Here is a 15,077-nt window from a genome sequence, read left to right as displayed (position 1 = left end):
TAACGAGCGCCAGGCCATCGCTCAACGCTACCGACCAGTCGTGGGTCAGGCAGCCTGACCGCACAGGTCCTCGATATCCGACATCTCAAGCGGTACGCCGGGGAAATCAGCGATTGTTCCTAGTGGAATGCCGCGGACTGAATCCTGACCTGCTTCATCAGCGAGGAGATCGCCAACGCGACCCTTAACACCGCCCCGCGCGCTGAAAAGACCAAGAAGGCGGGGACCGAGATGTGGATGGTCCAGCCATTCACCGAGCGTCGACCATGCGTTGAGGGAGATGACCAAGGCTTCTCCTGGAATCTCAGCGGTCGCTTCAAGGCGAAAATCGCGGGACGATGCACCAACGTGCACAGTGAGCGAGCCCCCCGGAAAGATCCAGGATTGGGTGCCTTCATGCCAGTGCTTCAACTCATCGCGCGCGACCGTGATCTCTATGGTTTGGGCCTCGCCCGGCGCCAGGTTGACCTTCTTCCACCCCCTCAATTCCACCGGAGGCGTGATGACGACTTCGCCGTGATCGTGCACGTACAGCTGCACGACCTCACTGCCATGTCTCGTGCCTGTATTGCGAATGGTGAACTTGGCATCGAAGGCGATTGGATCGGCCAAAGGTCGTACCTTAAGCTCCAAATCGGAATAGGCGAATGTCGTATAGGAAAGGCCGTGGCCGAACGGATAGTCGACTGCCATTTTCCGGGCATCGTAGTATCGATAGCCGACGTGAATGCCCTCGCCGTAAGTTACGTTTTCGTATGCGCCTGGAAAATTGAGATACGAAGGAGTGTCTTCGAGAACCAGGGGAATGGTCTCCGCGAGCTTGCCGCCGGGATTGGTATCGCCAAGCAACACATCAGCGATCGTATCGCCGTGTGCCTGTCCCGTGAGCCAAAACTCGACGATCGCATTGACCGAACCCCGCCACGCGGCCGTCGTCACGGCAGAGCCGTTGCTCATCGCCACGACCGTCGTCTTGCCGGCGGCACGGAGCGCGTCCACTAACGAAAGCTGGTCCGGCGGCAGATCGATGTTGGTTCGGTCCCGGCCTTCCGCCTCGTACTCACCTGGCAGTCCGAGAAAGATGACCACGACGTCGGATCGCTTCGCAAGGTTCACTGCGTTTTCGATCATGACCGCCGTATCGACGCCTTTGGAAAGGGAATAACCGGGCTCGAACGCTAGCGATGCGCCGGCTCCCTTGGCACGGGCTGAAAGAGCATCAAGGCCGCTGACGACCTTAACCGCGTTGACGCGCGAACTGCCGGCTCCCTGGTAGCGTGGGGTCCGGGCCAACTCGCCGACAACGGCGACACGAAGACCGGAAGACAGTGAAAGCGGCAAGCTGCCATCGTTCGTTAGCAGCACCGCAGAGTCTGAGGCTGCCTTCCTAACGAGCTGGTGATGCGCCTCATAATCGATAGCTTCTGCATCGCTATGATGGGTAGTTCGGGCGGCCAGAAGGCGCAGTCTTTCGACCATGCTGGTGACGATTTTTTCGTTCAGCTTTTCATTCGCAAAAGCATCCCGAACACGCGGATCATCCTGACGCCCGGGCATGCGGACATCGAGGCCAGCCGCAAGTGCCTCGACCGGATCGCGGACGGCACCCCAGTCCGAGACCACGACACCGTCAAAGCCCCATTCGTCGCGGAGGATCTCGGTCAGCAACCAGCGATTCTCCGAAGCGTGGAGGCCGTTGATGCGATTGTACGACGACATTACGGACCACGCGCCCGATTCCCGCAGAGCGATCTGAAACGCGCGCAGATAGACTTCACGCAGAGTCCGCTCATCGACATTCGCGCTAACACGCAGTCGGTCGGTCTCCTGGTTGTTGGCGGCGAAATGCTTGAGGCAGGCTGCAACGCCCTGTGCCTGAATACCGCGCGCGGAGGCTCCGGCAAGCATGCCGGCGAGAAACGGGTCTTCAGAATAGTATTCGAAATTTCGCCCGCATAACGGGCTTCGTTTTATGTTGAGGCCTGGACCAAGAACAACATCGACGCCAGCCTTTCGTGCTTCGCGTCCAAGGGCTTCTCCGACCGCTGCCGTAAGCTCCATGTCCCACGAAGAAGCCAGTGTCACTGCAGGCGGAAAGCAGGTCGCAGGTGCACTTCGTTCCAAGCCGAGGTGGTCGGGATTTTCGTCATCCTGAACACGCAATCCGTGCGGACCATCGGCGAAGCGTAACGAGCGAATTCCATTGGCGGGCGCATCGAGCGTGGTCCAGTAGTCGACACCGGTTGTCAGGGCCAAGGCCTCTTCAATTAAAGGGGTCATCCCTTTTTGCGAACCGACATGTTCGTTCATTTGGCACCTCTTATGAATTGGATAAAGATTGCACTCACTATCGCGAGGGCGGCGGCAAACAGGTAGAGGCTGGTATAGTTGCCTCCGTGACCATTTGCGCCGATGAGCAGCAATGCCGGCGCAAGAATGGGCGCTACGGTCTGCGGAATTGTACTTGAGAGATTAAAGACACCCATTCCCTTACCCGCGGAGCTGTCCTTATCCGGCAGAACCTCGGAGACGAGCGCATAGTCGACGCCCAGATAAAGACCGTTGCCAAGCCCTGCGATGGCAATGCCGAGAAGAAACATCTCGACGCTGTGAGTGAAGGCAATAATCCCCATCGCTATGACGAAAAATAGTGATGCGAGCAGGATGAATGGCTTGCGCTGACCGAAATAGTCTGAAAGCCAACCGCCACCGATGCTGGCAATGGCAACCGCGACTGCCAGAACGAACATAGCAACCGTCAGGATAGGCGCAATCGTCTGCGTGGTATAGCCGAGACGGTCGATCAGGAAGTAAGTCTTGTAGGTTGTCAGCAAGTAGAGAGATGTCCAGGCTAGAAACCTGCCCATCCAAACGAGCCCGAAATCACGATTGACGAACGGGTTGATCCACAGCGCTCCCAGAAGGCTAGTCAGCGTCAGGCGCTTGGTGGGAGCCGATTGGAGCGGTGCCTCCCGCAACGTGAACAGGAATGGGGCGGCAAGCAGTCCGCCAAGAAGAACTGGCCACATGAACATCCCTATTCCATCGGTACCCACCAGTTGGATCAGGAAAACACCACTCACGACGGCAACTTGCCCGGTCATTCCCATCAGGCCCGACACACGGCCGCGCAATGCTAGCGGCACTCGCTCAGGCAAGATGGCTATGGTTGCGGCAACCGCGGCATTAAAACTTGCCTGCGCCAATGCCCAACCTAGAGCGACCATAGGTATAGTTGTGGCGATCGCAATCAAATATATCGCCAACGCGCCAGCAAGGAAGCCGCCCAAAAGGAACGGCTTCCTCTGTCCCCATCGTGATGAGAGCCGGTCGCTCAGCATTCCGAAAATGGGATTCGAGATAAGTGCGGCGGCTGCGCCGACGCTGGATACTAAAGCAAATGAGCTTGCTTTCCCGTCAGGATCGATCTGGCCGACCCTCAGGGCGATCGTTACCGATGCCGGTGTGATGAGAGCGACGTAAATTCCGATTATGGCCGCGATATAGCGAACCACGAAAAGGCCGTCGATCGACTGGCCGGTAAGCCGCATGTGACGTTCCGGTGTGGTTTCGGCCTGGATTGATATTGGGTCTACGGACTGAAGCATCTTTCCCTCCTCCAAGGTGATGACAGTTGATGATCTAGCCTACACTAACACTTGATCAAGAGACAGGTCGGCTGACCGACCTGTTAATAGCGAATGGCGGATGTTCCGACAAGAACTAACTTTCAGTTTATGGCATCGAGCTGTTCGCGTGTGAGTGCGGCAGCAAGTTCAATAGCGCCTGTGAAATCGAAGGAAGGATTGCGGAGCCATTGCATTTGCAGCCCATCCGAAGCAGCGAACAATATTGAAACGAGCAACAATATTAGCCGTCTGGACTCCTCACTCTCGACGCCCTTTGCCTTTGCAATAGCATCGGCAAATCCCTGTCGTACCAGCTCGTAGCGCGCGACAAAGAACTCATGAGCGGGGTGATCGCCTGTCAGAGACTCCCCTGTCATGACTGAGAAAAACCGCACGAGATCCCTATCTTGTGCGTTCCGATTGGCAGCTCGTAGGACTTCGTCGACGAAGTTGGATTTGCCCTCCGCCACCGCCTCGATATCTGGGCGACTTGCTGCTGGCGGATAATGCAGCTTCAAGGCGGCATCGAGAAGTTGATCCTTGCCCCCGAAATGATGGTGCAATGCCGATTGAACGACACCTGCACGGCTAGCGATCTGGTTCATTGTCGTCGCGCGAAAGCCATTCTCGCCAAATAGCTCGACAGCAGCCTTAAGGATCGCGGAACGTGTAAGCTCACCCTTTTCTGCGTTTCTATTGGCACGAGGCATGACAAACCTTTCCTTGGATGCCACGTCATCAAGTCTTCAGATGCCGTCATCTCCTATTATTAGGTGGAGCAATTACACGGGATGACGGGATCGGAAAAGTGGTAAGCTCCGGCACATCTGCTAGAAATGAGTTTCATTGTAGAGTCTGAGGCTACACTCCGTAGCCTCGTGGCCCATATATTCTGCGACATTTTGGCAGTAGCTCAATCGCGGCCGCTGGCTCCGGACACCTATGTGCACGGCACGCGTCTGCGCGACTGGACAGCCTGCCTAACCTTTCACGCCCACATTTCTGGCAATGCCCGAAAGCATCGACTGGCGATGCCCGCTTGATCGGATGCTTCGTCGTGCTTGCCCTTCATCGCTGCTCAAAGGAGGGTAACTTGTCGCCCGTATCAAGCATCAATAGCACGCAAGTGTCTCTAGGGGCGAGATTGTTCGCCCTTCTCATTGGTCTCGCCCTGCTCGCATTAGGAGCATATTTCCTCTACGGCGGCTATCAACTGATGGTGCTGGGGGGGTCGTTCTACTATCTCGTCGCCGGCATCGTGCTGATCACGACGTCATACCTCCTTGCCCGTGCGGATGTCCGTGCGGGTTACCTATACGCAGCTTTCTTCGTCGTGACACTCGTCTGGGCTTTATGGGAAAGTGGGCTACAATTCTGGCCGCTTGCGGCAAGGCTCGGCATGTTTGCGGTCATTGGGCTCTTGATCGGTCTTAGCGTCCCAAGTCTGCGCGGTGCTTCTGGGATTAATCGCATCCGGCCGGTATCTTACGGCATTTCGGCTGTGCTGGCTGTCGGCGTCATTGCGGCCTTCATCAGTGCTTTCAGTCCGATCTGGCTGGTCAAGGCAACATCGACGCCTGCTCTTGCATCAGACTACAAGCCTGAAAGCGAACCCGATCAGTGGGTCGGCTTCGGTCGCACGCCGTCCGGCGAGCAGTTTGCCCCCTACAGCCAGATCAACCGGAGCAACGTGAAGGACCTTGAAATCGCCTGGACGTTTCACACCGGCGACATCACAGGAAACGGAAGCGAGAATCAGAATACGCCACTGCAGATCGGCAATATTCTCTACCCGTGCACACCGACCAACCAGGTGTTCGCCGTGCGCGGCGATACCGGTGAACAGCTCTGGCATTTCGATCCGGGCGTGAAGCCGGATGCCACCGCGCACTGGATGCGCTGCCGCTCTCTCGCCTATTACGACGTTCCAGGCCTTGCCGAGGATGCACCGGGTAAGAAGCGTCTTTATGTGTCCACCGGCGACATGCGCCTGATCGCCCTTGATGCTGCCACCGGCAAGCCGGTCGAATCCTTCGGTGACAAGGGCACTGTATTCCTCGCCACCGGCATGGGCGCCGTTATCCCAGGCTTTTACAATCCAACCTCTGGTCCGCTCCTCGCTGGCGAGAACCTGATCATCGGCGGCTGGGTGATGGATAACCAGTCTGCCGACGAGCCTTCTGGCGTGGTGCGCGCCTTCAACGCAACGACTGGAGCGTTCGTTTGGGCGTGGGATGTCGGCCGTCCTGGTCAGCCCAATCCCCCAGCCGACGGCCAGAGCTATACGCGCAGCACCCCGAACATGTGGGCCACGCCGAGCTATGACCCGAAGCTGAACATGGTCTATCTTCCGACCGGCAATGGAACGCCGGACCTGTTCGGCGGCCAGCGCTCGCCGGAGACCGATCGTGTTGGCTCCTCTGTCGTCGCAGTCGATGCCACGACGGGCGAAGAGCGCTGGACCTTTCAGCTTGTTCACCACGACGTCTGGGACCTCGATCTCCCGTCCAAGCCTGTGCTTTACGACATGCCGGACGGCAAGGGCGGCCGCATTCCAGCTCTGGTCCAGGCATCCAAGAACGGCGAAATTTACGTTCTTGATCGTCGCACCGGCAAGCCGATCACTGCCGTCGAGGAACGACCTGTCCCGACCAATGGCGTCCCCGGCGAGAAGCTCTCGCCCACGCAGCCTTACTCGGTTGGCATGCCCTCTTTCCGCGATGACGTCCTGACCGAGCAGACAATGTGGGGCATAACCCCGATCGATCAGTTGAATTGCCGAATCCAGTTCAAGAGCCTTTATTATGTCGGCGACTACACACCGCCGCAGATGCAGTGGTATCTCCAGAACCCGTCTTGGTACGGCACAACAAACTGGGGTGGCCAGGCGATCGACAAAAGCCGGGACATCATGATCGTCAACGACATGCGCGTTGCGATGAAGGGCCGCCTTCTGAGCCGCGAGGACGAGATTGCCCGCACGAAGGCCTCGGGCAAGGGTTCGCACAGCACCGGTGGTGTGGTTCCGATGAAAGAGACACCCTACGGTGCCGAGCGCGGCATGGTTCAGTCTTTCCTTGGCGTCCCTTGCACTACGCCTCCCTTCGGCACGATGGCTGCAGTCGACATGAAGACCCAGAAAATTCTGTGGCATCGCTCGATGGGCACGCCCGAACAGTTCGGCCCGCTCGGCATGAAGACGCACCTTCCTATCGAGCTTGGCATGCCGACTCTTGGTGGTGCGACGCCGACGGCATCCGGCCTTGTGTTCTTCTCCGCGACCTCGGATTACTATCTGCGCGCAGTCGATGTGGCGACTGGCGAAGTCGTCTGGAAGAGCCCGCTTCCTGTGGGAGCAGGCTCGACACCGCTGGTGTTCATATCGCCTGAAGATGGAAGGCAATATGTTGTCGTGACCGCCAATGGCGCGCGTGCAGCACCCGACTTCGGTGACTATATCATCGCCTTCGCACTGCCCAGGAGCGGCAATACCGGCGGGGCCAATTCCCCTTAAATCTCCTGGTACTTGCATGATGGATCGAAAAGACCGGTAGGGCAGCCTGCCGGTCTTTTTCGTTTTCGTCGCCACAGTGCGGGCTGAAATTAGCTTTACGGCCGACGTTGTCGGAAGTTTCGAAATTATTGTAGAGCACACGGAAACACAGCGTAGAGCGGCAGGAATCCATGCGTTCGTTTGAGCTCGGCAGGCCAGTCGTCATCAGTGGCGAGACGAAGAGCGGTCTTGACGACCAATCGTCGCAGTAGCAACCTAGAGCTGGTGACGTGACCGGCCTATGAAATGCCTACCGGGACTCGCCTGTGACTCAAAGACAATGAATTCATTGGCGTCCGCGGATTTTTCACGCGTTGAATACCGCTCTCGCTCGTCGCGAGCGGGACACTTCTGACGTCGATTTTCATCACGAATACACGCACTGAGCGTTTTTCTCGGATTGGAAGCAAGCAAGACCGGACGCGCATTCAACATCCGTCACCATGTCAGCCACACCCATTGGGCGAGATTACATTTTCGGATTGTTCACAATTGGAAATCATGTTTCGCGCATCGATTTTTGGAGCTGGGGCTATGACGTTTAAACTGCGAACAATTCTTATTTTTCTCTTTCTTGTCGTGAGCCTCCCCTTGGCGGTGGTCATGGCCACGTTGGCTGTCTCATCCGTGAAAGACTACCGGTCATATTCGGAGGTTGCATCACTGGTATCGCTGGATCGCGCCATGTTCGAAGCGCTCATCAATTTTCGCTCTGAACGCGGAAACAGTGCAGCAGCGCTCGTCCAGTCGCCTGCTGCCGGCGCTGTATCAAGAAAAAGCGTCGAGACAGCCCGTACCGTCATCGATGCGGCCATGCAACGCTTTGACGCGGAAGCCGCAACCGTGAGCAACGGCAGCATCACGCCGCATCTGAAACAGGCGATCGATGCCTACGAGGCATTGAAGGCCCTGCGCACCCGCGTCGATTCCAATTTTTCGCGTGAGATGGCACAGCGAGAGCCTGGCCTTCGCGACGAGGTGTTGACCTTCGGAAATAATGTCCTTGCGGTTTTCGATGCGACCTCGACGGCACTCGAAAATCGTGTGCGGACGCTCGACCAGTCTTTCACCGGCCTGATCCAAATGCGTGCCTATGCATGGGCGGCCCGTAACAATGGCGGCACTTCTGCTGTGACGGTCACGTCCCTTATAGGCGCAAACCGGGCGTTGACGTCCGACGAGCGTGCGGCCCTTCTCAAAACCGATGCGGCTACAAGTTTCGCCTGGAACGCGGTCGGCGGGCTGGTTGCGCATGAAAGCACGTCTGCCGACATCAAGGCCAAGTATGCGGCCGGCACTTCCGCCTATTTCGATGGTGCATTCAATGACAGGCGCGAAGTTTTGCTCCGCGACCTTTCGACCGGACCCTCGACGGTATTTACGGTCGATGATTGGCAGATGACATCCAACGCCGCCCTCGGCGTTGTTGCTCAGGTCGCACTGGCGGCAATGGCCGAACTGGATGACACGGCCGCGCAGATGCGCAGCGCGGCAACCATGAATGCCGTCCTGATGTCGCTCGGAGCAATCCTTGCACTGGCGATCGGACTGGGTGGCACCGCCATCATCGTCATTCGTGTCCTTCGCCCCATCCGCGCTCTGACGGACTGCATGGTCGCGCTTTCCAACGGCAACTCCGGCATTGATGTGCCCGGACTTGGTCGTAGCGATGAAATCGGTGAGATGGCTGGTTCAGTCGAAATCTTCAGACAGGCATCGATCAGGAACAGGCAGCTTGAACAGGAAGCCGAAGCCAACCGCACCAAGGCCGAAAACGATCGGATCGAGATGCAGCGTATTTCCGAGGAAGATGCCGATCGTCGTCTGAACCAGGCAACCGCAGCACTTGCCGAAGGATTGAAGGCGCTCGCAGCCGGCAACATGCTCTGCGAGATCAACCAGCCGTTCGCCCCTCAGTTCGAGGCGCTGCGGCACAACTTCAACACCTCAGTCACGCAATTGCGAACAACTTTGGTCGAATTCGAGCGCTCGGTTACGACTGTCAGCTCCGGCGCCGGTGAGATTTCCACGGCATCCAACGATCTGGCACGTCGCACCGAACAGCAGGCAGCCTCGCTTGAAGAGACTGCCGCGGCACTGGAGCAGATCACCTCGAACGTGAAGTCGACGTCGCATCGTGCGGCAGATGCAAGAGAGGTCGTTCGCAACGTCAAGCTGAAGGCCGACCAGTCGGGCGCTGTCGTTCAGGACGCTACGTCGGCGATGGCGCGCATCGAACGCTCTTCGCAGCAGATCGGACAGATCATAGGCGTCATCGACGAGATCGCGTTTCAGACGAACCTGCTCGCCCTGAATGCAGGGGTCGAAGCGGCTCGCGCCGGAGACGCCGGCAAGGGCTTCGCCGTTGTGGCGCAGGAGGTGCGCGAACTCGCACAGCGCTCGGCGACTGCTGCCAAGGAGATCAAGCAACTTATCGCAACGTCTGAGGTTGCAGTCGGGGAGGGCGTCAATCTGGTCGATAGCACCGGCTCCTGCCTCGCGGAGATCGAAACGCTTGTGCGGGCAGCGAACGACCATATGGAAGCCATTGCCATCGCGGCACAGGAGCAATCTTCAGGCCTGACTCAGGTGAACTCTGCAATCAATCATCTCGACCAGACCACCCAGCAGAATGCTGCAATGGTGGAGGAAATGAGTGCCGCCGGCTCCGGGCTGGCCGAAGAGTGTGTGGCGCTTGACGGTTATCTCTCCAAATTTACGTTGATGGCACGTGCGGAAGAACACGGGTATTCCCCGGTCGGCGCGTCGGCGCCCGGGCGCCGCAAGTTCGCTGCGTAACTGGTCCAAATTCAAAAAGGGGCATGATCGACATGATCGTGCCCCTTGCTACATTGAGAACTCTAACTGCCCAAACCACCGCGACGGCCTTCGTTTGCCAGTGCCTCGACCACATGGCGAACTCGAGGAAGAAGGTGCCTGGTCGTGGGCCAGATTGCAGAGATGTCGATCTTTGCTCCGGTGAACTGTTCAAGAACCGCAATCAACCGGCCGCTCCTGATGTGATCATTCACGAGAGAACTTGGCATTTGCGCAAGGCCGAGCCCGGCGATGGCCGAATCGACGATTGCCGCTCCATCGCCGATTTCATGGGTGGCGGGTGGCGTAACCCGGTATACCGCTCCCTCGGAGTTACGCACGCGCCATGCATTCGGGATGTCGCGGCGGAAACCCACGATACAGTCGTGGTCCTGTATGTCCTCCACGGTTTGAGGCGTGCCACGTGCCAGAAGATATTCTGGCGAAGCAACGATCAATGCACGTTGCTCGGTCAGTTTGCGCACGATCAGGCCGCTCGTATCTTTTGTCTCGCCGAACCGGATCGCCAGATCCACACCCTCCTCCACCGGATCTATGATCCGGTCCGTCAGGGACAGCGACAGCGTCAGTCCGGGATGTTCCTTCGCGATATTGGCCAATAGTGGTAACAGGATCTGTCGACCCCAGGCCGCCGGCGCATCAACACGTAGTCGTCCTCCGAGCTGCTGATTCTTGGCGAGAAGCACTTGTTCGGCACCTCCGATCTCCTCCAGAGCGTGGCGGCAGCTGGCGAGATACGCTTCCCCATCGGGGGTTAACGTCAGCTTTCTGGTGGAGCGGTGCAGAAGTTTGGTGCCGAGCCTTTCCTCGAGCCTCGCAACGCTTTTGCCGACGGCGGATTTGGTTACACCCAGGCTTTCCGCAGCTGCCGTAAAACTTAGCAAGGTCGCCGCTTCCACAAAACTGACTATCCCATTCAGTTGCTCCAGATGAGCCATTGTAGAAATTTCCTCTACTCAGCGTATTATTCAGCTTGTTTATCGCTTTTCGGATTTACAGTAGGGAAAGTCTCAAGGCAAGCAATCTCATTGGGTGGTTGCCGAGAAGATCAAACCATTGCGGCCAACCGCCGCCAATCAAGGAGACTGTCATGCCTGTCGTACGTGTAAGCTGGTTCAGCGGTAAGGATGCTAAGGCCAAGAAGGCTGTCGCTGCCGAGATCACCGAGAGCATCGTCAAGAACACCGGAACCGATCCGAACTACATTTACGTCATCTTCGAAGACGTTGCGCCGTCCGATTGGGCTGGTGCCGGAAAGATCTTCGGAGAAGAGACGGACGCCTCCTGACGCCGACTGTCCGGTTTCCAGGATATGCGTGGTTTTCACTGCGCGTATCCTTGATACCGCCGCGCGCATCCCGGTTGACCATTTGTGAAGTGGCTCCGGACCGGGAATCGACGTCTTCGACCGTCACGGCTAGCGCGAATTTCACCTGAAACTAATTTGCACGGAGATCGCTATGAAGAAAAGACGTCTGGGAAAAACGGGCCTTGAGGTTTCCTCGGTCATTCTCGGTGGCAACGTCTTCGGTTGGACGATTGATGAAGCGGCATCCTTCGACGTTCTGAATGCGTCGTTCGACGCCGGATTGAACACGATCGACACCGCCGACGTTTATTCTTCCTGGGTTCCGGGTAATGCCGGTGGCGAGTCCGAGGTGATCATCGGGAAATGGCTGAAGCAGGGGTATGTTTCCCGCGACAAGGTCGTCCTCATCACCAAGGTCGGCTCGGACATGGGCGACGGCAAAAAGGGTTTGAAGGCTGCCTATATCCAGGAGGCGGTCGATGCGTCCCTGCGCCGCCTGCAGACGGATTACATCGATGTCTATCTGTCGCACTGGCATGATCCCGAGACACCGTACGAAGACACGCTGAGCGCCTACGAAAAACTGAAGGCGCAGGGCAAGATCCGCGCTTCGGGTGGTTCAAATCTCGATGCGATCCAGTTGCAGGATGCAATGGATGCTGCAAAGTCGAACGGCCTTTCCCGCTATGATGTGCTGCAGCCGGAATATAACCTTTACGATCGCGCAGGTTTTGAAGGTTCGCTTGCCGATCTGTGCGCCACGGAAGATGTCGCAGTCATCACCTACTATAGCCTGGCCTCGGGTTTTCTATCTGGGAAATACAAGTCCAGAGCGGATGTCGAAGGACGTCCTCGGTGGGAGGGGCTGCTCAAATACTTCGACGACAAGGGGCTTCGTATTCTCGCAGCCCTCGATCAGGTCGCAATCGAGTGTGGCGCAAAGCCGGCAGAGGTCGCGCTCGCCTGGCTTCTGGCCAAGAGTGCGGTTACTGCGCCGATCGCCAGCGCCACGAGCATCGCGCAGGTCAACGGCCTGATCAATGCCGCCGGCCTTTCACTGTCCCATGACGCAGTCAGACGCCTCGATGAGGCCGGTGCCGACTGAAACGGCGTCGCAAGGCCAGCATATCCCGAAAATCACATCAACATGGAGACATTCCCGATGAGCTACATCACCAACGTATTCCACATGACCGTCGAGCCTGCGGCTCTCGAAGAATTCAAGAGCCTGATTGCTGAAATCATCGCGCTGGCTAACAAGGAGCCGGGCACGCTGATCTATGAATACTCGCTTGGCGAAGATGGCCGCACCGTTCACATCGTCGAACGGTACCTGACGGAAGGCGTTCTGCCGCACATCGAGGAAACGTTCGGACCGTTTGCCGACCGCTTCCTCAAGCTGGCCAAGATCGAGACGCTTTATGTCTATGGCGAGCCGCCGGCAGACATGAAGGCAAAGCTCGCATCGTTCAATGCCATCTTCATGGCGCCTCTCGCGGGCTTTGCACGTCCGACGATCGCTGCCTGATCCTTTAATCGGTCATGATCACAAAAGCCCGACCGGCACGCAGCCGGTCGGGCTTTTGTGCATTGCTGAGCGCAAGCAGCGGGCTCTAGTATCAAGGCAGGCCATGCAATCGGCCGCAGCGGATCTGGCGGCCCGGCAGGAGATGAGAAGAGATGATGAAGGCTGTGGTGGTTCATGGGGCCGGCGGGCCGGAGGTCCTCAAGCTGGAAAGTCGACCGATGCCCGTACCCGGCAAAGGTGAGGTGCGTATCGCCGTCAAGGCATTCGGCCTCAACCGGTCGGAGCTCTTCACCCGCCAGGGACATTCACCCAGCGTCGTTTTCCCCCGCATTCTGGGTATCGAGGCTGTCGGCATCGTGGATGCAGCGCCTGGCGGCGAGTTCGCGCAGGGCGACATGGTCGCCACGGTGATGGGTGGAATGGGACGGCAGTTCGACGGCAGCTATGCCGAATTCACCTGCGTACCCGCAACGCAGGTTCGTCGCCTGACATCCACGCTCGACTGGGAAGTTCTCGGCGCGCTTCCTGAAATGCTGCAGACGGCCTGGGGAGCTCTATTCTCATCCCTGAACCTCCAGGCGGGACATCGCCTTCTGGTTCGAGGCGGCACGACGTCCGTCGGCATGGCGGCGATCGCCCTGGCGCGACGAGCCGGAGCCGATGTCACAGCGACGACACGACGCCAGGACCGGCGCGGACTGCTCGAAATGCTGGGCGCTGATCGCGTGCTGATCGATGACGGTGACCTGTCGAAATCGGGCAACAGGTTCGACAGGATCCTGGAGCTTGTCGGAGCAACGACGCTGGAGGATTCGCTGTTATGTGCGGATCGTGGTGGCCTCGTCTGCATGGCCGGCATCGTCGGAAACACCTGGACCATGCCGAACTTCGCACCGATGGATGCCATTCCCAACCGCGTTGTACTGACGTCATACAGCGGCGAACCGGAGGACTTCATGGCCATGCCGCTTCAGGATCTGTTGGACGATATCGCTGGCAAACGTCTCAATATCAAGATCGGTCGCGTGTTTTCCATCGACGAAATCGTCGATGCCCATCGTTGCATGGAGGCGAACGCTGCCGAGGGAAAAATCGTCATTCTCGTTTAGAAAGCTTGAACGGACCGGATTGGATCGAGCCCGCGGACATTTTCCGTCAGGCTCGATCTATGATCAGGTCTCCCTGGAGACGGATGTCGCCTTACGGACAGCAGGCGAAACTTCTGTCGCAAGAAGCTCGATGCCCTTCGCAACCTTTTCGAACAGCAGGCCGCTGATGTCGATCTGAGCCATGAAACGGTCGTGCCCGAACATCTCATGTTCGTAGAGGATCTTGTCGATGATCTGCTGCGGGCTGCCGACGAAAAGAGCGCCACGGGGACCGGCAAGCCGGTGATAATCGTCGCGCGAGACCTTCCAGCCATTGTCTCCGTTCGGCAGGTTATGGCCGATATAACTGGCATAGTGGGGGTAGAATTCATCGAGCGCCGTCTGGCTGTCCTTCTGGACATGGAGATGGCTGGATATGCCGACCTTCATCGTGGCGATGTCATGGCCCGCATCGCGAAAGCTGCGGCGATAAAGATCGATGAAAGGCCGGAACCGTGCAGGCTCGCCGCCGATATTGGCAAAGTTGAGTGGCACACCGGCTCTGCCCGCACGGATCGCACTCTCGGGCGTGCCGCCGGCGCCGATCCAGATCGGCGGATTTTCGACGTAAGGGCGTGGTGCGATCTCGGCATTTTCCAAGGCGGGCCGGAAACGGCCGCGCCAGGTCACACCATCGTCGCTCTCGGCAATCTGCAGCAGCAGCGCCAGCTTCTCTTCGTAAAGCGCGTCATAGTCGCAGAGATCGTAACCGAACAGCGGGAAAGACTCGATGAAGGCTCCGCGGCCGACCGTCAGTTCGCCACGCCCGCCCGACAGAAGATCGATCGTCGCCAGTTCCTCAAAGATCCGCACGGGATCGGAAGAGGAGAGAATGGTGACTGCCGTGGTGATCTTGATATTCTTCGTCACAGCGGCAATCGCCCCCATGAGGGCGACCGGAACCGAGATCGTGTAGTCGAGACGGTGATGCTCGCCGATGCCGAAGACGCTCAGCCCCGCCTGATCCGCAAGTTTTGCCGTCTCGACGATCTCGGAAAGGCGGCGTCGCGAGGCTTCCGGGCCACGCGTTCCGATCGGCAGATCGCCGAATGTGTAAAGTCCGATTTCCATG

General features: G+C 58.1%; 11 protein-coding genes. 6 read left to right on the top strand and 5 right to left on the bottom strand.

Annotated features, from left to right (window positions below; translation table 11 throughout):
- Nucleotides 1-45: 45 nt before the first annotated feature.
- The 3 genes from HNQ72_RS25080 to HNQ72_RS25070 all read right to left on the bottom strand — a co-directional run bounded on the left by HNQ72_RS25080 (nt 46) and on the right by HNQ72_RS25070 (nt 4,339).
- On the bottom strand, nt 46-2,310 hold the full coding sequence (locus tag HNQ72_RS25080) for a glycoside hydrolase family 3 C-terminal domain-containing protein (protein WP_183996428.1): 2,265 nt from the start codon (nt 2,308-2,310) through the stop codon (nt 46-48).
- Nucleotides 2,307-3,551 carry an MFS transporter gene (locus tag HNQ72_RS25075; RefSeq protein WP_244654546.1) on the bottom strand — a complete coding sequence of 415 codons (1,245 nt, stop codon included), beginning with the start codon at nt 3,549-3,551 and terminating at the stop codon, nt 2,307-2,309. The genes HNQ72_RS25080 and HNQ72_RS25075 overlap by 4 nt, the downstream gene beginning before the upstream one ends.
- Before the next feature lie 179 nt (nt 3,552-3,730).
- The gene (locus HNQ72_RS25070) at nt 3,731-4,339 is read right to left on the bottom strand and encodes a TetR/AcrR family transcriptional regulator (protein ID WP_183996424.1); all 609 of its coding nucleotides are present in this window, start codon (nt 4,337-4,339) and stop codon (nt 3,731-3,733) included.
- Nucleotides 4,340-4,773: 434 nt separating this feature from the next.
- On the opposite strand from HNQ72_RS25070, the gene HNQ72_RS25065 reads away from it, so the two are divergent.
- The gene (locus HNQ72_RS25065; RefSeq protein ID WP_244654545.1) at nt 4,774-7,143 is read left to right on the top strand and encodes a membrane-bound PQQ-dependent dehydrogenase, glucose/quinate/shikimate family; all 2,370 of its coding nucleotides are present in this window, start codon (nt 4,774-4,776) and stop codon (nt 7,141-7,143) included.
- 642 nt (nt 7,144-7,785) lie between these two features.
- Nucleotides 7,786-9,981, top strand: coding sequence for a methyl-accepting chemotaxis protein (locus tag HNQ72_RS25060; RefSeq protein WP_183996420.1), 2,196 nt, complete (start codon nt 7,786-7,788; stop codon nt 9,979-9,981).
- 62 nt (nt 9,982-10,043) lie between these two features.
- On the opposite strand, the gene HNQ72_RS25055 is transcribed toward HNQ72_RS25060, so the two are convergent.
- Nucleotides 10,044-10,958, bottom strand: coding sequence for a LysR family transcriptional regulator (locus HNQ72_RS25055; protein WP_183996418.1), 915 nt, complete (start codon nt 10,956-10,958; stop codon nt 10,044-10,046).
- A 152-nt stretch (nt 10,959-11,110) separates the two neighbouring features.
- On the opposite strand from HNQ72_RS25055, the gene HNQ72_RS25050 reads away from it, so the two are divergent.
- The 4 genes from HNQ72_RS25050 (at nt 11,111) to HNQ72_RS25035 (ending at nt 13,966) form a co-directional block, all read left to right on the top strand.
- On the top strand, nt 11,111-11,308 hold the full coding sequence (locus HNQ72_RS25050) for a tautomerase family protein (RefSeq protein ID WP_047512848.1): 198 nt from the start codon (nt 11,111-11,113) through the stop codon (nt 11,306-11,308).
- Between the two features lie 172 nt (nt 11,309-11,480).
- Nucleotides 11,481-12,434, top strand: coding sequence for an aldo/keto reductase (locus tag HNQ72_RS25045; RefSeq protein ID WP_183996416.1), 954 nt, complete (start codon nt 11,481-11,483; stop codon nt 12,432-12,434).
- 57 nt (nt 12,435-12,491) lie between these two features.
- On the top strand, nt 12,492-12,857 hold the full coding sequence (locus HNQ72_RS25040; RefSeq protein ID WP_183996414.1) for a putative quinol monooxygenase: 366 nt from the start codon (nt 12,492-12,494) through the stop codon (nt 12,855-12,857).
- A 152-nt stretch (nt 12,858-13,009) separates the two neighbouring features.
- Nucleotides 13,010-13,966 (top strand): zinc-binding alcohol dehydrogenase family protein, encoded by a 957-nt coding sequence (locus HNQ72_RS25035; RefSeq protein ID WP_244654544.1) that lies wholly within the window; start codon nt 13,010-13,012, stop codon nt 13,964-13,966.
- A 63-nt stretch (nt 13,967-14,029) separates the two neighbouring features.
- Here HNQ72_RS25035 and HNQ72_RS25030 read toward each other — a convergent pair whose 3' ends face one another.
- Nucleotides 14,030-15,076 (bottom strand): LLM class flavin-dependent oxidoreductase, encoded by a 1,047-nt coding sequence (locus HNQ72_RS25030; protein WP_183996412.1) that lies wholly within the window; start codon nt 15,074-15,076, stop codon nt 14,030-14,032.
- Between the last annotated feature and the right edge of the window lies 1 nt (nt 15,077).

The organism is Aliirhizobium wenxiniae, assembly GCF_014201355.1.
Lineage (GTDB): Bacteria > Pseudomonadota > Alphaproteobacteria > Rhizobiales > Rhizobiaceae > Neorhizobium > Neorhizobium wenxiniae.
This window is presented reverse-complemented; position numbering and strand designations above follow the sequence as displayed.